This window comes from Geodermatophilus sp. CPCC 205761 (assembly GCF_051383655.1).
Taxonomy (GTDB): domain Bacteria; phylum Actinomycetota; class Actinomycetes; order Mycobacteriales; family Geodermatophilaceae; genus Geodermatophilus.
In genome coordinates, this window is sequence record NZ_JALPKQ010000007.1 from 45,584 (window position 1) to 67,101 (window position 21,518).

Annotated in this window: 25 protein-coding genes and 1 tRNA gene; 18 read left to right on the plus strand and 8 right to left on the minus strand. The window is 75.8% G+C overall.

Translation table 11 applies throughout. From position 1 onward, the window contains the following. The first annotated feature begins 16 nt into the window (after positions 1-16). The 4 genes from MY526_RS05925 to MY526_RS05940 all read left to right on the plus strand — a co-directional run bounded on the left by MY526_RS05925 (position 17) and on the right by MY526_RS05940 (position 3,392). Positions 17-87, plus strand: a tRNA-Gly gene (locus MY526_RS05925). An 86-nt stretch (positions 88-173) separates the two neighbouring features. Further along, entirely contained in the window at positions 174-953 is a 780-nt protein-coding gene (locus MY526_RS05930; protein ID WP_436694396.1) for a putative protein N(5)-glutamine methyltransferase, read from the plus strand. A gap of 221 nt (positions 954-1,174) precedes the next feature. Continuing rightward, positions 1,175-1,672: a universal stress protein gene (locus tag MY526_RS05935; RefSeq protein ID WP_436694354.1), complete on the plus strand. Its 498-nt coding sequence runs from the start codon at positions 1,175-1,177 to the stop codon at positions 1,670-1,672. A 97-nt stretch (positions 1,673-1,769) separates the two neighbouring features. Further along, entirely contained in the window at positions 1,770-3,392 is a 1,623-nt protein-coding gene (locus MY526_RS05940) for a GAF domain-containing protein (RefSeq protein ID WP_436694355.1), read from the plus strand. Positions 3,393-3,398: 6 nt separating this feature from the next. On the opposite strand, the gene MY526_RS05945 is transcribed toward MY526_RS05940, so the two are convergent. From MY526_RS05945 to MY526_RS05955, 3 genes are all read right to left on the minus strand, one after another. Further along, on the minus strand, positions 3,399-4,031 hold the full coding sequence (locus MY526_RS05945; protein ID WP_436694356.1) for a response regulator transcription factor: 633 nt from the start codon (positions 4,029-4,031) through the stop codon (positions 3,399-3,401). Positions 4,032-4,126: 95 nt separating this feature from the next. Next, the gene (locus MY526_RS05950; protein ID WP_436694357.1) at positions 4,127-5,155 is read right to left on the minus strand and encodes a type III polyketide synthase; all 1,029 of its coding nucleotides are present in this window, start codon (positions 5,153-5,155) and stop codon (positions 4,127-4,129) included. Between the two features lie 73 nt (positions 5,156-5,228). Further along, positions 5,229-5,927 carry a methyltransferase domain-containing protein gene (locus tag MY526_RS05955; protein WP_436694358.1) on the minus strand — a complete coding sequence of 233 codons (699 nt, stop codon included), beginning with the start codon at positions 5,925-5,927 and terminating at the stop codon, positions 5,229-5,231. A gap of 74 nt (positions 5,928-6,001) precedes the next feature. Between MY526_RS05955 and MY526_RS05960 the strand changes: the two genes are divergently transcribed. The 12 genes from MY526_RS05960 to MY526_RS06015 all read left to right on the plus strand — a co-directional run bounded on the left by MY526_RS05960 (position 6,002) and on the right by MY526_RS06015 (position 13,366). Further along, positions 6,002-6,478 carry a DUF6328 family protein gene (locus tag MY526_RS05960; protein WP_436694359.1) on the plus strand — a complete coding sequence of 159 codons (477 nt, stop codon included), beginning with the start codon at positions 6,002-6,004 and terminating at the stop codon, positions 6,476-6,478. Between the two features lie 22 nt (positions 6,479-6,500). After that, entirely contained in the window at positions 6,501-7,427 is a 927-nt protein-coding gene (locus MY526_RS05965; protein WP_436703457.1) for a ribokinase, read from the plus strand. Positions 7,428-7,482: 55 nt separating this feature from the next. Then, the gene (locus MY526_RS05970) at positions 7,483-7,629 is read left to right on the plus strand and encodes a hypothetical protein (RefSeq protein WP_436694361.1); all 147 of its coding nucleotides are present in this window, start codon (positions 7,483-7,485) and stop codon (positions 7,627-7,629) included. A 43-nt stretch (positions 7,630-7,672) separates the two neighbouring features. Then, positions 7,673-8,686 carry a TIGR03617 family F420-dependent LLM class oxidoreductase gene (locus MY526_RS05975; RefSeq protein WP_436703458.1) on the plus strand — a complete coding sequence of 338 codons (1,014 nt, stop codon included), beginning with the start codon at positions 7,673-7,675 and terminating at the stop codon, positions 8,684-8,686. Between the two features lie 109 nt (positions 8,687-8,795). Continuing rightward, complete coding sequence (locus MY526_RS05980) at positions 8,796-8,936, plus strand: hypothetical protein (protein ID WP_436703459.1); 141 nt, start codon at positions 8,796-8,798, stop codon at positions 8,934-8,936. A gap of 171 nt (positions 8,937-9,107) precedes the next feature. After that, positions 9,108-9,734 carry a TetR/AcrR family transcriptional regulator gene (locus MY526_RS05985; protein WP_436694364.1) on the plus strand — a complete coding sequence of 209 codons (627 nt, stop codon included), beginning with the start codon at positions 9,108-9,110 and terminating at the stop codon, positions 9,732-9,734. Positions 9,735-9,770: 36 nt separating this feature from the next. Then, a complete protein-coding gene (locus MY526_RS05990; RefSeq protein ID WP_436703460.1) occupies positions 9,771-10,196 on the plus strand; it encodes a hypothetical protein in 426 nt (141 codons plus the stop codon). A gap of 54 nt (positions 10,197-10,250) precedes the next feature. Next, positions 10,251-10,415 (plus strand): hypothetical protein, encoded by a 165-nt coding sequence (locus MY526_RS05995; RefSeq protein WP_436694366.1) that lies wholly within the window; start codon positions 10,251-10,253, stop codon positions 10,413-10,415. A 37-nt stretch (positions 10,416-10,452) separates the two neighbouring features. Further along, complete coding sequence (locus MY526_RS06000; protein WP_436694367.1) at positions 10,453-10,827, plus strand: lipopolysaccharide assembly protein LapA domain-containing protein; 375 nt, start codon at positions 10,453-10,455, stop codon at positions 10,825-10,827. A gap of 117 nt (positions 10,828-10,944) precedes the next feature. Next, the gene (locus MY526_RS06005; protein ID WP_436694368.1) at positions 10,945-12,819 is read left to right on the plus strand and encodes an acyl-CoA dehydrogenase; all 1,875 of its coding nucleotides are present in this window, start codon (positions 10,945-10,947) and stop codon (positions 12,817-12,819) included. A gap of 108 nt (positions 12,820-12,927) precedes the next feature. Then, on the plus strand, positions 12,928-13,143 hold the full coding sequence (locus MY526_RS06010) for a hypothetical protein (RefSeq protein WP_436694369.1): 216 nt from the start codon (positions 12,928-12,930) through the stop codon (positions 13,141-13,143). A 31-nt stretch (positions 13,144-13,174) separates the two neighbouring features. Then, positions 13,175-13,366, plus strand: a complete 192-nt coding sequence (locus tag MY526_RS06015; RefSeq protein WP_436694370.1) for a hypothetical protein — start codon at positions 13,175-13,177, stop codon at positions 13,364-13,366. An 11-nt stretch (positions 13,367-13,377) separates the two neighbouring features. On the opposite strand, the gene MY526_RS06020 is transcribed toward MY526_RS06015, so the two are convergent. The 5 genes from MY526_RS06020 to MY526_RS06040 all read right to left on the minus strand — a co-directional run bounded on the left by MY526_RS06020 (position 13,378) and on the right by MY526_RS06040 (position 18,593). Further along, positions 13,378-13,983 carry a response regulator gene (locus tag MY526_RS06020; protein WP_436694371.1) on the minus strand — a complete coding sequence of 202 codons (606 nt, stop codon included), beginning with the start codon at positions 13,981-13,983 and terminating at the stop codon, positions 13,378-13,380. After that, positions 13,980-15,185: a sensor histidine kinase gene (locus MY526_RS06025; RefSeq protein ID WP_436694372.1), complete on the minus strand. Its 1,206-nt coding sequence runs from the start codon at positions 15,183-15,185 to the stop codon at positions 13,980-13,982. The genes MY526_RS06020 and MY526_RS06025 overlap by 4 nt, the downstream gene beginning before the upstream one ends. A gap of 47 nt (positions 15,186-15,232) precedes the next feature. Then, positions 15,233-16,033 carry an ABC transporter permease gene (locus tag MY526_RS06030; protein WP_436694373.1) on the minus strand — a complete coding sequence of 267 codons (801 nt, stop codon included), beginning with the start codon at positions 16,031-16,033 and terminating at the stop codon, positions 15,233-15,235. Positions 16,034-16,072: 39 nt separating this feature from the next. Further along, positions 16,073-17,059: an ABC transporter ATP-binding protein gene (locus MY526_RS06035; RefSeq protein WP_436703461.1), complete on the minus strand. Its 987-nt coding sequence runs from the start codon at positions 17,057-17,059 to the stop codon at positions 16,073-16,075. Positions 17,060-17,231: 172 nt separating this feature from the next. Next, on the minus strand, positions 17,232-18,593 hold the full coding sequence (locus MY526_RS06040) for an MFS transporter (RefSeq protein ID WP_436694375.1): 1,362 nt from the start codon (positions 18,591-18,593) through the stop codon (positions 17,232-17,234). A 251-nt stretch (positions 18,594-18,844) separates the two neighbouring features. Between MY526_RS06040 and MY526_RS06045 the strand changes: the two genes are divergently transcribed. Together MY526_RS06045 and MY526_RS06050 are read left to right on the plus strand one after the other, a co-directional pair. Further along, a complete protein-coding gene (locus tag MY526_RS06045) occupies positions 18,845-19,600 on the plus strand; it encodes a 3-hydroxybutyrate dehydrogenase (RefSeq protein ID WP_436703462.1) in 756 nt (251 codons plus the stop codon). Next, entirely contained in the window at positions 19,600-21,510 is a 1,911-nt protein-coding gene (locus tag MY526_RS06050; RefSeq protein WP_436694377.1) for a helix-turn-helix domain-containing protein, read from the plus strand. Before MY526_RS06045 ends, MY526_RS06050 begins: the two co-directional genes overlap by 1 nt. Positions 21,511-21,518: the final 8 nt, after the last annotated feature.

Genomic DNA, 21,518 nt, shown 5'->3' on the forward strand with positions numbered 1-21,518 from the left:
AGCTCGGCACGTCCCCGCGGGTGTAGTTCAATGGTAGAACATCAGCTTCCCAAGCTGACAGTGCGAGTTCGATTCTCGTCACCCGCTCTCCTCGCCTCTCCGGGCGGCCGCGCCTCGTCCAGGAGGTCCCGGTTCCCGTCTCCCTCCCGCCGGCCACGGCGCTCGTCCCGCGGCTGCGCGCCGCCGGCTGCGTCTTCGCCGAGGAGGAGGCCGCCGTCCTGCTGGCCGACGCCGCCGACGCCGGCCACCTCGAGGCCCTGCTCGCGCGCCGGGTGGCGGGCGAACCCCTGGAGACGGTGCTCGGCTGGGCGGCGTTCTCCGGGCTGCGCGTGGGCGTGGAACCCGGCGTCTTCGTGCCCCGCCGCCGCACCGAGTTCCTCGTCGAACGGGCCGTCGGCCTGCTGCGCGGCACGGACCGGCCGGTCGTGGTGGACCTGTGCTGCGGCTCCGGGGCCGTGGGGCTGGCGATCGCCTCCACGCGCGGCGGCGTCGAGCTGCACGCCGCCGACATCGACCCGGTGGCGGTGCGCTGCGCCCGGCGCAACCTCGCGCCCGTCGGTGCCCGCGTGCACCGCGGCGACCTCTACGCCGCGCTGCCCGGGCACCTGGCCGGCCGGGTGGACCTGCTCGCGGTCAACGCCCCGTACGTGCCGACGGCGGCGATCGCGGGCATGCCCCCGGAGGCGCGCGACCACGAGCCCCGGTCCGCCCTGGACGGCGGAGCCGACGGCGTCGACCTGCACCGCCGGGTCGCGGCCGAGGCGCGGCGGTGGCTCGGTCCCGGCGGCACCCTCCTCGTGGAGACCAGCGCCGCGCAGGCCCCGCTGACCGCGGCCGCCGTCGAGGCCGGCGGACTGTCCGCGGAGGTCGCCCGGGACGACGACCGGGACGCGACCGTCGTCGTCGGCGTATCCCGCGGCCAACTGTGTGTGGCCGGTCACACAGCGGAGTGACACGCACAGCGCGCCTTCCGGAACGGTCCCGTAACCCCTGAACCGGCGGCCGGTCAGGCCCTTGGTCCCTGCCGTCCCCCCGCGCCGGCGGCCACGATCCCTGCCAGACCGACGCGCGCCGGCTCAACGGAGAGCCGGTGACACGGCGGCGGCCACCACGGCCGTCCGGCAGTCGGACGACGGCGCATCAGCGCACTGGGGGCGACATGCCGGAGGACAGGGTGCCCGAGACGGCGCAGCCGCTCGCCGCGGAGGCCGAGGGCGCGGAGGAGGCCAGGCCGCGCGTGGAGCCGATGCGGCTGAGCCCGCTGCTCCCCCGCCGGCAGAGCCCCTGGCTGATCGTCGACGTCGACGGCTCACCGCACGGCCACGGCGCGCTGGTGTGGGCCCTGCGCGAGGCCGCCCGCCGCGAGGCCACCGTGATCGCGGTCAGCGTCCTCGACGGGGACGACGAGGACCCGCTGAGCGGGCTGACCCGCCCGTCGCGCCCGGCCGTGGCCGCCGCCCTGGAGCGGCTGGAGGCCCAGGTCCTGCGGGCCATCGCCGAGACCGGCGTGGTCGGGCGCACCCGCACCACCGTCCTGGAACGACCGGTCTTCGACGCCCTGACCAGCGCCGCCCGGGGAGCCGACCTGGTCGTGGTGGGCGAGCACGGCAAGACCCTGCTGCGGCCCGCCGTCCCCCGGCTGCCCGCCCGTCGCCTGGCCCGAGGCGCCTGACGGAGGCCGGTACGCCCATCCCGACGACTGCCGCCCCCTCGACGGCCGGGCCGTGACCCCGCCCGGTCCTCTCCCGCGTGACGCCTCTCCGGCCGCGGTGCCCCTGCTGGCCGCCGGCGTGCAGGCGGCGGCGCACAGCGACCACCTCGAGGCGACGCTGGAGGGCGTCGTCCGCGTGGCCGTCGAGCAGGTCGACGCCACCTTCGGCGCCCTGGGCGTGCTCGATCGCGACGGCACGGCGATCGAGCGGTTCGTGGTGGTCGGGATGGACGCCTCCGACCGTGACCGCATCGGCCGGCTGCCCACCGGGGCAGGCGTGCTCGGCGTGCTGACCCACACGCCGTTGCCGCTGCGCCTGGAAGACCTGCGGGAGCACCCGCAGTACCTCGGTTTCCCCGACGGGCACCCGCCGATGGACAGCTTCCTCGGCGTGCCGGTGCGCGTCGGAGGCCGGGTGTTCGCCAACCTCTACCTGACCGCCCGGCGCACGGGGGGACCGTTCACCGCGGCGGACGAGAAGGCCGCCCAGGCGCTGGCCACGGCGGCCGGCCTGGCGATCGAGAGCGCCCAGCTGTACGAGCGGGCCGAGCACCGGCGGGCCTGGGCCCAGGCGGGCAGCGACATCGCCACCGCGCTGCTGTCCGGCGCCGACCCCGACACCGTGCTGCGGTCCATCGCCCAGCGGGTCGCCGCGCTGGCCGCCGCCGACACCGCGGGCGTCCTGGTGCCCAGCCCCGGAGCCGACGACGCCCTCACGGTCGTCGCGGCCGTCGGCCTGGACGACGAGGACGTCGAGGGGGTGCGGGTGCCCCTGGCCGACAGCCAGCTCGGCGCGGCGCACCGGTCCGGGGTCCCCCGGCTGATCGACGACGCGAGCTCGACGGCCCCCGGCGGCGGGCGCGACCCGGTGCTCAGCGAGCTGGCCCGGGACTACGGGCCGACGCTGATGATCCCGCTCGGTGGCCGGCCGGCGCTGGGCACCGTGGTGGCGATGCGGCTGCGCGGCCGGGAGCCCTTCCAGCCGGCGACCCTCGAGCTGGCCTCGGTCTTCGCCGCCCAGGCCGCCGTCGCACTCGAGCTGGCCCGCACCCAGCAGCGGGAGCGCCGGCTGCAGGTGGAGGCCGACCGCGACCGGATCGCCCGCGACCTGCACGACCACGTCGTCCAGCGGATCTTCGCCACCGGCCTGGCGCTGGACCGGATCAGCCGGTCGCTCACGGAGAGCCATCCGGAGGCGGCCGCGCGGCTCGCCGAACGGGTCGACGAGCTCGACGGCACGATCGCCCGCATCCGCTCGGCCATCTTCGAGCTGCACGAGGCCGACGACGCCTCGCCGGACGCCGTCCGCACGCGGATCGTCGACGTCGTCCGGTCCATCACCGGCGGGCACGGCCTCCGGCCCGACGTCCGGCTGCGCGGCGGCTTCGAGGACCTGCCCGCCGTGCTGATCCCCGACGTGGTGGCCGTCGTGCGGGAGCTCGTGACCAACGTCGTCCGGCACGCCCGGGCGAGCCGCGTCACCGTGACGCTCACCGTGGACAGCGAGGTGCGCGTGGTGGTGACCGACAACGGGGTCGGGCTGCCGGCGGTCACCGTGCGCAGCGGGCTGACGAACCTGGCCGACCGCGCCGAGCGGCACGGCGGCCGGCTGACCACCTCCGCAGGTCCGGCGGGGACCCAGGTGCGCTGGTCGGTGCCGATGCCCGCGCCGGACGCCTGAGCGGGGTCAGCCCGACGGGTCGAGCCGGTCCCGCAGCTCCGTGGCGAGGATCGCCGCCTGGGTGCGCCGCTCGAGGCCGAGCTTGGCGAGCAGGTGGCTGGTGTAGTTCTTCACCGTCTTCTCGGCCAGGCCCATGCGCTCGCCGATCTGCCGGTTGGTCAGCCCCTCGCCGATCAGCGTGAGCACCGTGCGCTCCTGCTCGGTCAGCACCGACAGCCGGCGGTCCCGCTCGGCCGGCCGCCGGCGCGACGGGGTCGGCGCGGGCATCCCGACGTCGGCGCCGAACAGCGTCCCCCCGTCGGCCACCGTCCGCACCGCCGAGACGAGGGCGGACCCGCGGACCTGCTTGAGGAGGTACCCCGAGGCGCCGGCCTCGACCGCCGCGGCGACGGCGTCGTCGTCGGGGTAGCTGCTCAGCACGAGGAAGCGCAGCTCGGGGTGCTGGTTCCGCAGCGTGCGGCAGACCTCCGCGCCGTCGCCGTCGGGCAGGCGCATGTCGACGACCGTGACGTCGGGCAGGACCGCGGGCACGCGGGCCAGCGCCTCGGCGACCGACCCCGCCTCCCCGACCACGGTGATGTCGGCGTCCTCCTCGAGCAGCTCCGCCACCCCGCGCCGGACCACCTCGTGGTCGTCCACGAGGAAGACACGAACCCCGGCGCCCGGTTCCACCGCGCCCCCTCCGGAGAGTGATCCAGCTCACAGAGCGTACTGGGCGGTCCGCGTTTCCTCGATCAGGGGTCGAGCAGCAGCGCCGCGTAGAGCGTCAATCCCGGCCCGAAGGCCATCGCCACGACCGGCCCGTCGACGTCGGCGAGCTGCTCGAGCACCAGGAGCACCGTCGCCGAGGAGCAGTTGCCGTGCTCGGCCAGCACGTGCCGGGACGCGGCCAGCTGGGACTCGGCCAGCCCGAGCTCGTCCCGGACGACGTCGAGGATGCGCGGGCCACCCGGGTGCACCGCCCACCCCGCGACGTCCTGGGGACGCAGGCCCGCGCCGGTGAGCAGCTCGTCGACGACGTCCCCCACGTGCCGGGAGAGCACGTCGGGAACCCGCGGGGACAGGCCCATGCGGAAGCCGAGGTCGGTGACGTCCCAGGTCATGTGGTCGGCGGTGGAGGGGTCGGTGCGGGCGACCACCGCGGCCAGCCGGCGGCCCCGGGCCGCACCCGGCTCCAGGACGACGGCGGCCGCGGCGTCGGAGAACAGCGCGTGCGCGACGACCTGCTCCAGGTCGGCCTGCGCCGGCTGCACGTGCAGGCTGGTCAGCTCGCAGCAGAGCAGGACGGCGGGGCGCGAGCGGGCCGTGACGTAGTCGCCGACCGCGGCCAGGCCCGGGATCGCCGCGTAGCAGCCCATGTGACCCACGTGCAGCCGCTGCAGCCCGGGCGGCATGCCGAGGTCGCTGGCCAGCCGGATGTCCAGCCCCGGCGTGGCGTACCCGGTGCAGGTGGCCACGGCGAACAGGCCGACGTCCCCCGGCGCCAGGCCGGCGGAGTCCAGCGCCCCCGCGACGGCCTGCTTGCCCAGCGGCAGCGCCTCCTGGATGTAGCGCTGCATGCGGGCGCCGGTGCCCCAGGCGCTGAGGTCCTCGTCCATCGGGTTGGCCACCGCGTGCCGGCGGCGCACCCCGGCCGAGGCGAAGATCCGGCGGGCCGCGCGCACGCCGGCGTAGTGCTCGGCGAAGAAGCCGTCCCAGACCGCGTCCTGCTCGATGGTCGTCGGCAGCGCGGCGCCCGCGCCGGTCACGACCGCGGTGCTCACCAGTGCCGCTCCGCGGCGCACGGGCTCGGCGTCATGGCCCCGACGGTACGTGCGACCTGGGCCTTCCGCCGCCTCACCGCTTGCGCCCGTACCCGGCGAAGACGACCGCGGTCGAGCGGATCGGCTTCATCCGGACCGTCCGGCGGCGGCCGAGTCGCCAGGCGATCGCCTCGCGCACCGAGGGTCGCAGCCCCACCAGCCGGAGGTCCAGGCCCACCGAGTCCGCGGCGGCCAGCAGGGCACGCCGGTCCACGAACAGCGCGGGGTCGTGCAGACCCGGCGGGGGGCCGCCGGGCAGCCGCTCGGCGACGGTCACCATGAGGAAGCGCCCGATCCGGGTCGCCGCCAGCGCGTCGACGACGAGCGTGCCGCCCGGGCGCAGCAGCCGGGCGCACTCGGCCAGCACGGCGGCGTCGTCCGCGACGTGCTCGAGGATCTCCCCGGCGACGACGACGTCCGCGCACCCGTCGGCCAGCGGGACGGCGGTCACCGAGCCCTGCACGGCCAGGACACCGTGTCCGCGGGCCACCGCCACGCAGCTGTGCGTGAGGTCGACGCCCACGTGCACGTAGCCCAGGCGGGCCGCGTGCGGGGCCATCAGGCCACCGCCGCAGGCGAGGTCGACCAGGACCGCGCCGGGTGCCGCCGGCGGGATGTGGTCGGCGCGGGAGGCGGCCAGCCAGTGCAGCGCGGCGAGCCCGCCCGCGTCCTCCCACCACTGGTCGGCGAGCAGGTCGTACTGGGCCGGGTCGTTGCGGCGCAGGCCGGTCATGGCAGCCGGTCCTACCAGGTGTCGGGCCCGGGCGGCTGCGGTACCGCAGCGCCGTGGCGCGGAGACGGACGGACGTGGACGGGACCGCGGTGGCCCGGGGACAGACGCCCGAGGAGGTGCTGGACCGCAACCTCGCCGAGCTGCTCCAGGAGATGCGGGTGGTGATCACCGGCGTCCAGGTGCTGTTCGCGTTCCTGCTGACGATGGCGTTCACCGCCCGCTTCGAGGAGCTGGGGACGTTCGGGACGACGGTCTACACGGTCACCCTGCTCAGCACCGCGAGCGCGACCCTGCTGCTGATCGCCCCGGTCTCCTTCCACCGCACGCTGTTCCGTCAGCAACGCAAGGCCGAGCTGGTCGCCTTCGCCGACGCCACCCTGCTGATCGGCCTCGCCCTGCTGTTCCTCGGCATCGCCAGCGCCGTCCTGCTCGTGCTCGACGTCGTCCTCGGCCGCGGCCCGGCGATCGCGGGGTGCGCCTTCGTCGTGCTGCTCGGCACGGTCGCCTGGTACCTGTTCCCCCTCCGGCACTGGCGCAGGCACGAGGGCTGAGGCGGTCTGGTACAGCTGACCCGTGTCCGTCACCGTCGTCGGCAGCCTCAACGAGGACGTGCTCGTCCGTGTCGACCGGCTGCCCGGTCGCGGGGAGACCGTGATCGGCCGGGACACCGCGCTCGCCCCCGGGGGCAAGGGCGCGAACCAGGCCGCGGCGGCCGGGCGCCTGGGCGGGACGGTGGCCATGGTGGGCCGGGTGGGCACCGACCCCGCCGGGGAGCGCCAGCTCGCCGCGCTGGCCGACGCCGGCGTCGACGTCGGCCACGTGCGGCGCACGCCGGACGCGCCCACCGGCAGCGCCACCATCCCGGTCGAGGACGGCAGCGGCGAGAACCTGATCGTCGTGGTGCCGGGGGCCAACGGGGCGCTCGAGCCCGGGGACGTCGACGTCCCGCCGGTCCGCGAGGCCCGGGTGGTGCTGCTCCAGCTGGAGGTCCCGCTGGCCACCGTGCAGGCCGCGGCCGAGGTCGCCCGCGGCACCGTCGTCCTCACCCCAGCACCGCCCCGGCCGCTGCCCGCGGCGCTGCTGGCGCGGGTGGACGTGCTGGTGCCGAACGAGCACGAGCTGGTCCAGCTGGCCGGCGCGGCACCGGCCGACCGCTCGCCGGAGGAGCTCGCCGCGCTGGCCCGGACCCTGCGGGCCGCCACGGTCGTGGTCACGCTCGGCGCCCGAGGCGCGCTGCTCGTGGCCGCCGACGGCCCGGCGCTGCTGCAGCCGCCACCCCCGGTCGAGCCGGTGGACACCACCGGTGCCGGCGACTGCTTCTGCGGCGCGCTCGCGGTCGCGCTGGCCTCCGGCGCCGCACCGGACGAGGCGGTCGCCGCCGCAGTCACGGCCGCGGCGCTGTCGACCACCGGGCCCGGCGCCCGCGGCGCGCTGCCGGACGCCGACGCGGTGGCGCGGTCGCGCGCCCGGCTGCCCGCGGCCGCCGAGCTGCGGGGTTGAGCCACCGGTCCGCCGGGCACAGGCCGGGCGAGGCCCCCGACCGAGGAGGACGACGATGACCGACCCGGACCGACCGCCGCGCAGCGCCGAGCGCGCCGAGGGGGACCCGCCCGACGAGGAGCCGGGCGACGGCCGCACGCCGCACTCCGGGGATCCCGCCGAGGGCCAGGACCTCCCCGACGAGGGCGCCGGCGCCTCCTGAGCCGCTGGCGGGTGGGGTGGCGGGTGCGGCAGGCTCGGCAACCGTGCTGCTCGACGCCGCCCTGCCGGCCGACCTCGACGACGTCCCGGCGATCGCGCGCGACCTGGAGGAGCGCGGGTACGCCGGCGTCTGGACCTCCGAGACCGCGCACGACCCCTTCCTGCCGCTGCTCCTCGCCGGCCGGGCCACCACCCGGCTCCAGGTGGGGACGGCGATCGCGGTGGCCTTCGCCCGCTCGCCGATGACCGTGGCGACCACCGCCCACGACCTGCAGCGCCACACGCACGGCCGGTTCGTGCTCGGCCTGGGCTCGCAGGTGCGCGCGCACGTGGAGCGGCGGTTCTCCATGCCCTGGAGCGCGCCGGTGCCGCGGATGCGGGAGTACGTCGCCGCGCTGCGGGCCATCTGGGCGGCCTGGCAGCAGGGCACCCGGCTGCGCTTCCAGGGCGAGCACTACCGGCACACCCTGATGACGCCGGTGTTCACCCCCCGGCCGCACGAGTGGGGCGGCCCGCCGGTGCACCTGGCGGCGGTCGGGCCGGCGATGACCCGGCTGGCCGGTGAGGTGGCCGACGGGCTGCTCGCCCACTCGTTCACCACCGCCCGCTACCTGCGCGAGCGCACCCTGCCGGCCCTGGCCGAGGGGCTCGCGGCCGCCGGCCGCTCCCGCGACGCGGTGACCGTGAGCCTGCCGGGCTTCGTCGTCACCGGCGCGACCGAGCCCGAGCGCGCCGAGTCCGCCGCCGCGACCCGCGCGACGATCGCCTTCTACGGCAGCACGCCCGCCTACCGCCCGGTCCTCGAGCTGCACGGCTGGGGCGCGCTCGCCGACGAGCTGCACGCCCTGTCGGTCGGCCGCCGCGAGGACCGGTGGGACGCGATGCGCGACCTGGTCGACGACGACGTCCTGGGGGCGTTCGCCGTCGTCGCCGACCCCGCGGACGTCGGACGCGAGGTCAGGGCGCGGTTCGAGGGGCTGGTCGACCGCTTCAGCGTGTACGCCGCGGCGCCGTCCCGGCTGGACCTGTGGGAGCCCCTGGCCGCCGCGCTGCGGTGATCGGCGGACTCCGCGATGCACGCAGAGTGACTGATCTCTCAGCGTTTCGGCTTCAACTCACCGGATCGGGTCTGTTTCCGACACGCCCGTTCGGGGGACGCTGAGTGGCATGGAGGACACGCACAGCGAACCCCGAGTAACTGACGAAACGCCCACCGGGCAGCAGGCCGACGAGTCGCAGGCTCGACAGGCCTCCGCCGTCCAGCTGGGCCGGATGCTGGCCAACCCCCGCCGGGTGCGCCGGGCCTGAACCCCGCGGGGATCGGTGGTCGCCGGACGAGCACGCATCGTCACACGGGTCCCACCGATCCCCGGGGTCCCGGCCTGCTCGGGAACCCCTCGTCACTCACTGCAACCATCCGTCGGGGGGACCCGGCGTGCCGCGAACTGATCCGTCACGCGCTGGGGCAGCATCCGGTCCGTGACCGCAGCCGCCCTCCCTCTCGCCGCCGACGACGCCGTGGCTCCTCTCCGCCGGAGCCGGGCCGAGCGGCAGACCATCGTCCTGGACACCGCCGAGCGGCTGTTCGCCACGCGCAGCTCCCGCAGCGTCGGCATGGACGAGCTGGTCCGCGAGACCGGCCTGGGCAAGATGACCGTCTACCGGCTCTTCAAGAGCAAGGACGACCTGGTCGGCGCCTACCTCGCCCGCAAGGCCGCGACCGTCCTCGCCTTCGTCGACGCCGAGCTGGTCCGCCTGGAGGGCGACGCCCGCGCCGCGCTCCTCGCGGTCGTCGACGCCGTCGAGCGCGACGTGACCCGCGCCGGCTTCCGCGGCTGCCCGTTCACCAACGTCAGCAGCGAGTACGACGACCCGCAGCACCCGGCCCGCAGCGCCGCCGCCGACTACAAGTTCGAGCTGCACGCGCGGCTGGAGCGCCTGGCCGACCAGCTCGTGCCGGGTGCCGGCGAGGACCTCGCCGCCCAGATCCACCTGATCATCGACGGCATGTACCTCTCCGGCGGGCTGCTCGGGCCCGACGGCCCGGCCGCGCACGGCCGCGAGCTCGCCGAGCGGCTGGTCGACGCCGCGGTCGCCGGTCGCTGACCTGCGGCCGGACCGGTCGCACCGCACGATGGGGCGGTGAGCACCGACCGCAGCCGGCCCGACCTCGACGACACCACCGTGGAGGGCCTCGGCAAGCTCTCCGAGGCCCTCGAGACCATCGAGCAGGCCCGCGGCCAGCTCTACGGCTTCCACCAGCACTCCGGCAAGGCCGACCTCCTGCTCCAGGACGCCGTCGAGCTGTTCCGCACGGCCGGCCACACCCGGCTGGCCGACGACCTCGACCGCGACCTGGTGGGCCGCAACGTCGTCGCCGACCGCTGGACCTTCCAGATCGTCGAGGACTACGACGCCAACTACTGGTCGGTCTTCCGCGACTTCGACGAGCGCGCCCGCACCGAACTCGCCGGCGGCGACCGGCACGTCTACGAGGCCCGGATGAAGCAGCGCGAGCGGACCAGGGGCCACCCCCGCCACGAGGCCGGCCCCGTCCTCGAGGAGTGACGGGAGCGATCCCCTCGGTCGCCGGGCCGGCCGGCAGCCCGCAGACTCGGCTCCATGACCATGCCCGAGCCCGACGCCGAGCGCGACGCCCAGCCCCTCGGTGCCGAGGTGGCGCCGCCGGCCGACCCGGAGTCGCAGGGCGGTGCGGACGGACCGGCCGCCGGCACCGCCGGCCCCAGCTACCCGCCCGGCGAGACCGAGCCCGACGCCCGCGGCTGATCGTGCACCCGGGGCAGGTGACCAGGAGAATCGACCTGTGACGTCTCCCGGCCCCGATCCCCTCCGCGCGCCGTCCGGCAACGCCGCCCCGACGTCCTCGGGCGGCGTCCCCGGTCCGGCGACCGGACCGGCTGCCGCCGGCGCGCCAGCCCCCACCGCCGGCCGGACGACGTCGTCGGCGCGCGCGGCGGGCCGGACGGTCGGCCGTTCCCTCGCGCTGGCGCTGCTGGTGTTCGTGACCGTCCTGCTCGTGCTGTTCGTCGTCTTCAACACCCAGACCGTCGGCGTGAGTCTGGTGTTCGGGAACGTCGACCTGCCGCTGGTGGTGGCGCTGCTCATCGCCGCCGCCCTCGGCGGGCTGCTGGTCTGGCTGGCCGGCCTGGTCCTGCGCGCCCGCCGCCGCACCCGCTGAGGACCCCTCCCGGGGGACTCCCGGGGTCGGTGCTTGCTCTGGTTACCCGCCGGTAATACCGTTTGTTACCGGCGGGTAGAAGCCCGCTGAGCAGCACGGAGCACGGGAGCCACGCGCATGAGCCACTACACCGCGAACCTGCGGGACCTCGAGTTCAACCTCTTCGAGTTCCTCGACACCAAGGACGTCTTCGGCACCGGGCCGTTCGCCCAGATGGACGCCGGGACCGCGCGCGGCGTGCTCACCGAGATCCGCCGGCTCGCCGAGGGGCCGCTCGCGGCGTCCTTCACCGACGCCGACCGCAACCCGCCGGTGTTCGACCCCGCCACGCACTCGGTCACGCTGCCCGAGTCGTTCAAGAAGTCGGTCCAGGCGATGCACGACGGCGAGTGGTGGCGGCTGGACCTGCCCGAGGAGCTCGGCGGCGTCGGCGCGCCGGCGGCGCTGGCCTGGGCGGCGTTCGAGATGGTGCTGGGCGCCAACCCGGCGGTGTTCATGTACGGCTCGGGCCCCGCCTTCGCCGCGACGCTGCACGAGCTGGGCACCCCCGACCAGCGGCGGCTGGCCGAGCTCATGATCGAGCGCGGCTGGGGCGCCACGATGGTGCTCACCGAGCCCGACGCCGGCTCCGACGTCGGCGCCGGCCGCACCAGGGCCGTGCAGCAGCCCGACGGCTCCTGGCACGTCACCGGCGTGAAGCGGTTCATCACCTCCGCCGAACACGACCTGTCCGACAACATCGTGCACCTGGTCCTGGCCCGCCCCGAGGGCGCGAAGCCGGGCACCAAGGGCCTGTCCCTGTTCGTCCTGCCCAAGTTCCACGTCGACCTGGCGACCGGGGAGCTCGGCGAGCGCAACGGCGTGTACGTCACCAACGTCGAGAAGAAGATGGGACTGAAGGTCTCCACGACGTGCGAGGTGACCTTCGGCGACGGACCGGTCCCGGCCCGGGGCTGGCTGGTCGGCGACGTGCACGACGGCATCGCCCAGATGTTCCGGATCATCGAGTACGCCCGCATGTTCGTCGGCACGAAGGCCATCGCGACGCTGTCGGCCGGCTACCAGGTGGCGCTGGACTACGCCAAGACCCGCGTTCAGGGTGCCGACCTCACCGCGACCAGCAAGGACGCGCCCCGGGTGACGATCACCCACCACCCCGACGTCCGCCGCTCCCTGATGCTGCAGAAGTCCTATGCCGAGGGCATGCGGGCGCTGTACCTGTACGCGGCCAGCTTCCGCGACCGGCTGACCGAGGCCGAGGCCGCCGGGAGCGCCGACGGCGAGGAGGCCCGGCTGGCCGCCCGCGTCCACGACCTCCTGCTCCCGGTGGTCAAGGGCTTCGGCTCGGAGCGGGCCACCCAACTGCTCACCGCGGAGTCGCTGCAGACCCTGGGTGGGTCGGGCTACCTGCAGGACTACCCGATCGAGCAGTACATCCGCGACTCCAAGATCGACACCCTCTACGAGGGGACGACGACGATCCAGGGCCAGGACTTCTTCTTCCGCAAGATCGTCAAGGACGGCGGCGTCGCGCTGACCTGGCTGGCCGGCCGGATCCAGGCCACGATCGACGGCGAGGCGGGCGAGGGCCGGGCGGGCGACGGCTGGGCGGGCGACGGCCGGCTCAAGGAGGAGCGCGGGCTGCTGGCCGCAGCGCTCGGCGACGTCCAGTCGATGCTGACCGCGATGTTCGGCCACCTGGCCGCGGCGCAGGAGGACATCACCTCGCTGTACAAGGTCGGCCAGAACACCAGCCGGCTGCTGCTGGCCACCGGCGACCTGGTGACGGCCTGGCTGCTGGTCCGCCAGGCCGAGGTGGCCCTGACCGCGCTGGCCGGGACGGTCGGCGAGCGGGACCGGCGCTTCTACGAGGGCAAGCTGGCCGCCGCCCGCTTCTTCTGCACCCAGGTGCTGCCGCGGCTGGCCTCGGACCGGGTCGTCGTCGAGAACACCGACAACGCGCTGATGGAGGTCGACGAGGCGGTCTTCTGACCCGCGCCCGCCCTCCTCGGACTTTCCGCGCGGAGAGTCCGGGGGGGGCATGGCCGGGCTCCGGCCCGGGCATGAGCGGGGGACACCGCCGTCGCAGAGGAGGCTCCCGTGACCGATCCCCAGGGCAGCGACCGGATCCAGCAGGGCGTCCCGACCGCGTCGGGCACCGGGGACGACAGCAGCACCGGTACCGGCTTCGACGACGTCCCCCTCACCCGTGAGGAGGCCGTCGAGCGCGACGCGACCCAGCCCGACGACCTGCCGGCCAAGGCCGAGTCCGACCCCGCGCGGGCCGAGCGCGGCGGGGCCGGCGGCGCCCTCTGACCCCCGACCACCAGCGACGCGGAGGACCACGATGAGCGAGCCCGACCCCACCGGCTACGGCGAGTCCGCCGACACGGCGGACGCCCCGTCCAGCAGCAACCTCGTCGACGGCGTCCCCGGCGAGGACCGGGCCGACGCCGGCGAGCAGGACACCGTCCTCACCACGGACGACGACGCCCAGCGCGACGACCTGCCCACCCGCCCCGGCAACAGCGCGGGCTGAGGCGGAACTCCTCAGATCCACCCGTGCCGGCGCGCCGCCTCCACGGCGGCGTGCCGGTTGGGCGCGCCCAGCTTGGCCGCCGCCGCCGACAGGTGGTTGCGGACCGTGCCGGGTGACAGGTGCGCCCGGGCCGCGATCTCCTCGACCGGCGCGCCCCCGGCCGCGAGCTCCAGGACGTCGGCCTCCCGCGGGGTCAGCGGGCTGTCGCCGGCGCTGATCGCCTCGGCGGCGAGCTCCGGGTCGACGTAGCGGCCGCCGCGGTGCACCGTCCGCACGACGTCGGTGAGCACCGGCGCGCTCACCGTCTTGGGCAGGAACCCCCGCACCCCTGCCTCCAGCGCCCGCTTGAGGTGCCCGGCCCGGCCGTGCCCGGTGACGATGACGACCGCGCAGCCGGGCACCGCGGTCGCCAGCTCGCCGGCCACGGTGATCCCGTCGCGGTCGGGCATCTGCAGGTCGAGGACGGCGACGTCCGGGGTGTGCGCCCGGGCCATGGCCAGGGCCTCGGCGCCGGAGGCGGCCTGGGCGACGACCTCGAGGTCCTCCTCCAGGCCGAGCAGCGCGGCCAGCGCCGACCGGATCAGGTTCTCGTCGTCGGCCAGCAGGACCCGGATCACGCCGTCACCCGCACCGGGACGGTCGCGGTGAGCACGAAGCCGTCGGCGACCGGCCGGGCGGTCAGCCGCCCACCGGCGCCGGCCAGCCGCTCGGCCAGACCGGTGAGCCCGCTCCCCCAGCCCCCTGGGACCCCGCTCACGCCGTCGTTGGTCACCTGCAGCTCGGCCTCCCCGCCGGTCGCGCGCAGGGCGATCGTGCAGGACGTCGCCCGGCTGTGCCGCAGCACGTTGGTCACCGCCTCCCGCACCACCCAGCCCAGCGCCGCCTGAACCGGCTCGGGCAGCCCCTCGCCGGCCTCCTCGCCGTCCACCGTGCAGCTCACCCCGGCGGCTCGCAGCACCGAGCGGGCGCCGGCCAGCTCGCCGGCCAGGTCGGTCCGGCGGTAACCCCGGACGACGTCGCGCACCTCCCGCAGCGACTCCTCGGCCACCCGGCTGATGTCGACCAGCTCCTCGGCGGCGCCCTCGCGGCCGCGGCGCACCAGCTCGGCGGCCAGCTGGCTCTTGACCGCGATCGCCGAGAGGTTGCGGCCCATGACGTCGTGCAGGTCGCGGGCGAAGCGCAGCCGCTCCTCGGCGACGGCCAGCTGCAACTGCACGCCGCGGCTGCGCTCCATCTCGCGCACCACGTCGAGCACCCACACCGAGAACCGGAACGCCAGGGCGAGGAACGTGACCGTGGCCCCGACGACGAGGCCGAGGGCCACCGCCACGCCGACGGGGGTGTCCGCCGCCCGGATGGCGAGCCCGGTGACCGCGCCGACGCCGAACCCGGCCCAGGTCAGCAGCGGTGTCGGCCACACCGTGGAGGCCGCGGCAAGGGCCATCGCCAGCGGCATCGCCACACCCCACGCCAGCGCCGGGCTGTCCGGGCCGTCGGCCAGGAACGGCGGCACCGCGGCCACCGCCGTGGCGACGGCGGCACCGAAGGCGGCCAGCAGCGGCCCGCGCGGCAGCGCCCGGCCCTCCTGGTGCGCGGCGAGCCCGGCGCGGGCCAGCAGCACGGCGGTGACGGCCACCGCGACCGAGCCGAGGAGGAAGACCGTCGTCGCCGGCCGGGTCGGCGGCCGCGCGGCCGACCCGACGACGCCGAGCGCCAGCAGCGGGGTCGCCGCCAGCCAGATGTAGAACGACCACCGGGTGTAGAGCTCGATGCGCTGCGGCGCGGAGCGGTCCTCCCACCAGCGGACGACGGTCGGCACGGCGCTCATGCTGCCGTACCGGCCGCGCCCGTCCGGGTCGCCGGAACTCACCTTCGCGGCGCCCAGCGGAACACCCGGCCGGCCACCAGGGCGCCGACGACGGTCCACGCCACCAGCAGCGCCAGCGGGAGCAGCGCCGCGGACCACGCGCCGGCGAGGTCGACCGCCCGGCCGTCCCAGGTCCGCCCGGCCAGGCCGAGCTGGGCCAGCTCCACGACCGGGGCGAGGGGCAGGAGGCGGAGCACGCCGGCCAGTGCCTCGGGGAACGCCGTCAGCGGGAAGAACAGCCCGGACAGCGACGTCGCGACCAGCACCAGCGGCAGCGTGGTGATCTGCGCGCTCTCGGCCGTCCGCGTGAACGACGTGCTGGCAGCGGCGAGCACGCCCATGAGCGCGGCGCCGCCGACGAGGGCGAGCAGCGGCAGGACGACGTCCACCGGCGCCGCCCACTCGCCGATCACGGCCACCCCGACGGCGACCAGCGCGACCTGGGCGACGGTGACCAGCAGGGTGGGCACCGCCGTGCCCAGGAGGATCTCCGGCCCGGTCAGCTCGCCGGTGCGCATCCGCTGGAGCACCAGCTCCTCGCGGCGGGCGACGTAGGTGGTGACCAGGTTGTAGTAGGTGAGGAACACCAGGGTGATGCCGAGCGCGGTGGCGACCAGCTGGGGGCCGCCGGCGGTGGGCAGGCCGATCACGCGCACGGCGGCGACCAGCAGCAGCGGCATGACGACGGAGTTGACGACGGCGGTGCGGTTGCGCAGCAGCAGCCGGGTCTCCGCGGATGCGAGGGCGAGCACGCGGCGGCGGGCGCCGGGAGCGGCGGGGGCAGGGGCGAGGGCGGTCACGACGGTCTCCTGGGTTTCGTGGGGGGCAGGCGGCGACGGTCAGGCGGCGACGGGATCGGCATCGGATGGCTCTGCGTCGGATGGCTCTGCGTCGGCGACGGCGAGGAAGGCCTGCTCGAGCGAGGCGGAGCGGGCCTGCAGACCGGTCAGCTCCACGCGGTGCTCGGCGGCCCAGGTGAGCAGCGCGGTGAGCGCCGGCTGGAGGGCGCGGGTGTGCAGCTCGACGTCCGGGCGGCCGGCGTGGGTCCGCACCGCCGGGAGGGAGGGCAGCGGCGGGGCGTCGGCCGCCAGGGTGAAGGTGATGGTGGCCGGCTGGGTCGAGGCGATCTCCTCGCGGGTGCCGGCCAGCACGATCCGGCCCTCCCGCATGACGGCGATCCGGTCGGCGAGCTCCTCGGCCTCCTCCAGGTGGTGGGTGGTGAGCACGACGGCCGCCCCGTCCCCCACCAGGCCGCGGACCAGCTCCCACACCGTTCGCCGGCTCTCCGGGTCCAGCCCGGTGGTCGGCTCGTCGAGCACGAGCACGCTCGGGTGGCCGAGCAGCGCGAGGGTGAGGTCCAGTCGGCGGCGCTCGCCGCCGGAGAGGCTGCGCACGCGGACACCGGCGCGCCCGGTGAGGCCGACCATCTCCAGCGCCTCGCCGACCGGCCGCGGATCGGTCAGCGTCTGCGCCCAGGTCCGGACGGTCTCGGCCACGGTCAGGTCACCGGGCAGGCCGCTCGACTGCAGCAGGACGCCGAGGTGACGCCGGACGGAGGCCCGCTCGCGCTGCGGATCGCGGCCGAGGACCCGCACCGAGCCGCCGGACGGGGCGGCCAGGCCCTCCAGCACCTCCAGCGCCGAGGTCTTCCCCGCCCCGTTCACCCCGAGCAGCGCCAGGACCTCACCCGGGGCCACCTCGAAGGAGATGCCGCGGATGGCCTCGAAGGAGCCGTAGCGGCGCCGCAGGTCGACGACCTCCACGGCGGGCGGCGCAGGCGACTCCGGCGTCGGGCGCGGCGGGGCGGGCGCGTCGGTCGGGTGCACGGGGACCTCCTCCGGTGCGCCCGCCGGCCGCGGTCGGCCGGTGCTACCGGGCGCACCTCCGAGGCTGCCGCCGTCCCGGCTCCGGCACAGGTGCCGGTTCTCACGACTTCCGGCCGGAACGCCACGGGCCGCCCATGACACGTGTCATGGGCGGCCCGTGGGCGGTGCGACCTCAGACCGAGGTGGGGCGGCGCTCCTTCACCACGACGGCCTTGTCCTCGCCCAGGTCCCGCGTCCGCGTCTCGCTGTAGGACCAGACGGCGATGAGCGTGATCACGGCGCAGGCGACGATGTAGAACCCAACGGCGGCGACGTTGGGTTCGTCGAAGCTGCCCAGCAGGGCCAGGGCGATCAGCGGGGCAGGCGCGCCGGCCACCAGTGAGGCCAGCTGGGCGCCGACCGAGACGCCGGTGTACCGGGCCTTGGTGCCGAACAGCTCCGAGAAGAACGCCGCCTGCGGCCCGTACATCGCACCGTGGAACAGCAGCCCGACGGTGATCGCGACGACGGCGAGGAAGAAGGTCCCCGTGTCGAGCAGCCGGAAGAAGACGAACGCCCACACGCCGACGCCGGCGGCGCCGAACAGGTAGACCGGCTTGCGGCCGATCCGGTCGGAGAGCGCGCCCCACATCGGGATGGTCACCAGGTGCACCGCCGAGGCGATGAGCACCGCGTTGAGCGCGAAGGAGGAGTCCAGCCCGCCGACGTTGGTCAGGTAGGTGAGGCTGAAGGCAGTCAGCAGGTAGAAGGAGACGTTCTCCGCGATCCGCGCCCCCATGGCGGTGAGCACCTCGCGCTTGTAGCGGGTGAGCACCGTGACGATCGGCGCCGCCTCGGCCACCCCGCTCTCGGCCGCCTTGGCCTCGGCCTCCCGCTGGGCCTCGAGGAATACCGGCGACTCGCTCACGCTCAGCCGCACCCAGAGCCCGACGATGATCAGCACCGCCGACAGCAGGAACGGGATCCGCCAGCCCCAGGCCTCGAACGCCTCGTCGGACTGGAAGGTGGCCAGCAGCGCCAGGACGCCGGTCGCCAGCAGGTTGCCCGCGGGGGCCCCGGCCTGCGGCCAGGAGGCCCAGAAGCCGCGGTGCTCGGGCTTGCCGTGCTCCGAGACGATGAGCACCGCGCCACCCCACTCGCCGCCGAGGGCGAAGCCCTGGATCAGGCGCAGCGCGATGAGGAGGACCGGCGCGAGCACGCCGACGCTGTCGTAGGTGGGCAGCAGGCCGATGAGGAAGGTCGCCGACCCCATCATCATCAGCGAGATCACGAGCAGCTTCTTGCGGCCGAGGCGGTCGCCGTAGTGGCCGAAGACCAGCGCGCCGACCGGGCGGGCGAAGAAGCCGACGGCGTAGGTGGCGAAGGCGGCGAGGACGCCGACGAAGTCGTCCTGCTCGGGGAAGAACAGCGGGCCGAAGACCAGCGCCGCGGCCGAGCCGTAGAGGAAGAAGTCGTACCACTCGACGGTGGTCCCGATGATGCTCGCGCCGACGACGCGGCCGAAGCGCGCGCCGGAGTGCGCAGGTGCGGACATGGTCGTCTCCCGGAGGTGGTGGGTCAGTCCCGCCGAACGCTAGGGAGCCGGGACACTGCCCGCCATGTGCCCCGCAACCCCAGTTGTGACACCAGGCATGTGGCCCGCAGCCATGAAGCGTCGACGGCCGTGGCGCCGCCCGATGCGGGTGAACGGGGGGCTGCCGGTGTAGCCCACCCCCATGCCCCTCGCCGCAGGTGTGTGCCCCCCGGCCGTGTGCCCGGCCACCACCACGGCCTACGGTCCCCGCCATGACGAACCCGACTCCGCTGTCCGGCCGCCGCGCACTCGTCACCGGTGGCGCCTCGGGGATCGGGCGGGCCTGCGCCGTCCGCCTCGCCGAGGCCGGCGCCGCCGTCGTCGTGCTCGACCGGGACGAGGCCGCCGCCCGGGCGGTGGCCTCGTCCGTCGGCGGCACCGCCGTCGCGGTCGACCTCACCGACTTCGACGCGATCGACGCCCTCGACCTGGACGTGGACGTGCTGGTCAACAACGCCGGGCTGCAGCACGTGGCACCCATCCACGAGTTCCCGGCGGACCGGTTCTCGCTCATCCTCCGGCTCATGCTCGAGGCGCCGTTCCGGCTGGTCCGCGGGGCGCTCCCGCACATGTACGGCCGCGGGTGGGGCCGCGTGGTCAACGTCAGCTCGATCCACGGGCTGCGCGCCTCGGCCTACAAGAGCGCCTACGTCACCGCCAAGCACGGCCTCGAGGGGCTGTCGAAGGTGATCGCACTGGAGGGCGCGCCGCACGGCGTGACCTCGAACTGCGTCAACCCCGCCTACGTCCGGACGCCGCTGGTCGAGGGGCAGATCGCCGACCAGGCCCGCGCGCACGGGCTCTCCGAGGACGAGGTGGTGGAGCAGGTCATGCTCGCCCCGGCCGCCGTCAAGCGGCTGATCGAGCCGGCGGAGGTGGCCGAGGCGGTCGCCTACCTCTGCTCCCCCGTGGCGGACTCGATCACCGGCAGCTCGCTGGTCATGGACGGTGGGTGGAGCGCCCACTGATGAACGCGCCCCTGGCCCCCGCCACCCCCCAGCTCGGCGGCGCGGCGGAGTACCTCACGCTGCTGCTGGAGGAGGCCGCGGCCATCGAGTTCGAGGGCCCGGCCGTGCGCGCGCGGGCGGCGGGCGCCGACGGGGCGGCGCTCGCCGAGCTGGAGCGGGCGAAGCTGCTGGCCCTCCAGGTGCGGGAGGCGTTCGCCGCCCGGCGCCGCCGGGAGTCCGAGCTGGCGGCGCTGTTCGACACGGCCGGGGACCTCGCCGCGCTGCGCAGCGTCGACGAGGTCCTGACCGCGATCGTCCGGCGGGCCCGGCAGCTGCTGGGCACCGACGTCTCGTACCTGACGCTCAACGACGACGCGCGCGGCGACACCTGCATGCGGGTGACCGACGGCTCGGTCTCGGCCCGGTTCCAGACGCTCCGGCTGCCGATGGGCGCCGGGCTCGGCGGGCTCGTGGCCCAGACCGCCGCCCCCTACGCGACGGCGAGCTACTTCACCGACCCGCGGTTCCAGCACACCGACGACATCAACGGCGGCGTCCGCGAGGAGGGGCTGGTCGCCATCCTCGGGGTGCCGCTGGTCCGGGGGTCCCGGGTGATCGGTGTGCTCTTCGCCGCCGACCGCAGCGAGCGGCTCTTCGAGCGCTCCGAGGTCTCGCTGCTCGGGTCGCTGGCGGCACACGCCGCGATCGCCCTCGACAACGCGCGGCTGCTGGAGGAGACCAGCGTCGCGCTGGAGGAGCTGTCGGCCGCGACGAGGGAGCTGCGCGCGTACACCGCGTCGGTCGAGCGGGCGGCCGGCGCGCACGACCGCTTCATCGACATCGTGCTGCGCGGAGGTGGCGTGGAGGACGTCGCCGCCGCGGTGACCGAGGCGCTGGGCGGCCGGATCACCACGCTCGACGAGGAGGGCCGCGTGCCGCCGTCCCCCGGGGGCGGTTCCGACGTCGACCTGCCCGCCGAGCCGGCACGCGCGCTCGCCCTGGCCCGGTCGACCGGCCGGACGGTGCGCGACCGGAGCTGGTGGACCGCGGCGGTGACCGTGGGCAACGACCTCCTCGGCGGGCTGGTGCTGCACCGGGACGACGAGCTGTCGGACTCCGACCAGCGGATCCTCGAGCGGGCCGCCCTGGTCACCGCCCTGCTGCTGCTGATCCGGCGCACCGCGAGCGAGGCCGAGGGCCGGGTCCGCGGCGAGCTGCTCGAGGAGCTGCTCGCGCCGTCGCTGCGCGACCCGGAGGGGCTGCGGGAGCGGGCCCGGCGACTGGGCGCCGACCTCGACCGGCCGCACGCGGTCGTCGTCGTCCTCGTGGACGAGCCGGCCCGGAGCCGGGCGCTGGCCGCCGCGACCCACCTCGCGGCCACGCGGGGCGGTCTGGCCGGGCTGCACGACGGCCGCATCGTGCTCTGCCTCCCCGACCAGGCACCCGGCGCCGCGGCGGCGCTGGTCCGCCGCGAGCTCTCCGGCGCCACCGGCCGGCCGGTGACCGCCGGCGGCGCGGGGCCGGCGGAGGGTCCGGGAGCGGTGGCCACCGTCCGCATCGAGGCCCAGCGCTGCGCCTCGACGCTCGTCGCCCTGGGCCGCGGCGGGCAGTCGGCGAGCGCGGAGGAGCTGGGCTTCGTCGGGCTGCTGGTCGGCGAGGGGCGGGACGTGCCCGCCTTCGTCGCGGCGACGCTCGGACCGGTCCTGGAGTACGACGCCCGGCGCGGCACCGACCTCACGGGCACGCTGCGCGCCTGGTTCGAGGCCGGGGGCTCGCCCGCGCGGGCGGCGGAGTCGCTGCAGGTGCACGTGAACACCGTGACCCAGCGGCTGGACCGGGTCGGCCGGCTGCTGGGCCGCGAGTGGTCCAGCCCGGACCGGGCGCTGGAGGTGCAAGTGGCCCTGCGGCTGCACCGGCTCGCCGGCGCCTGACCGGGGCG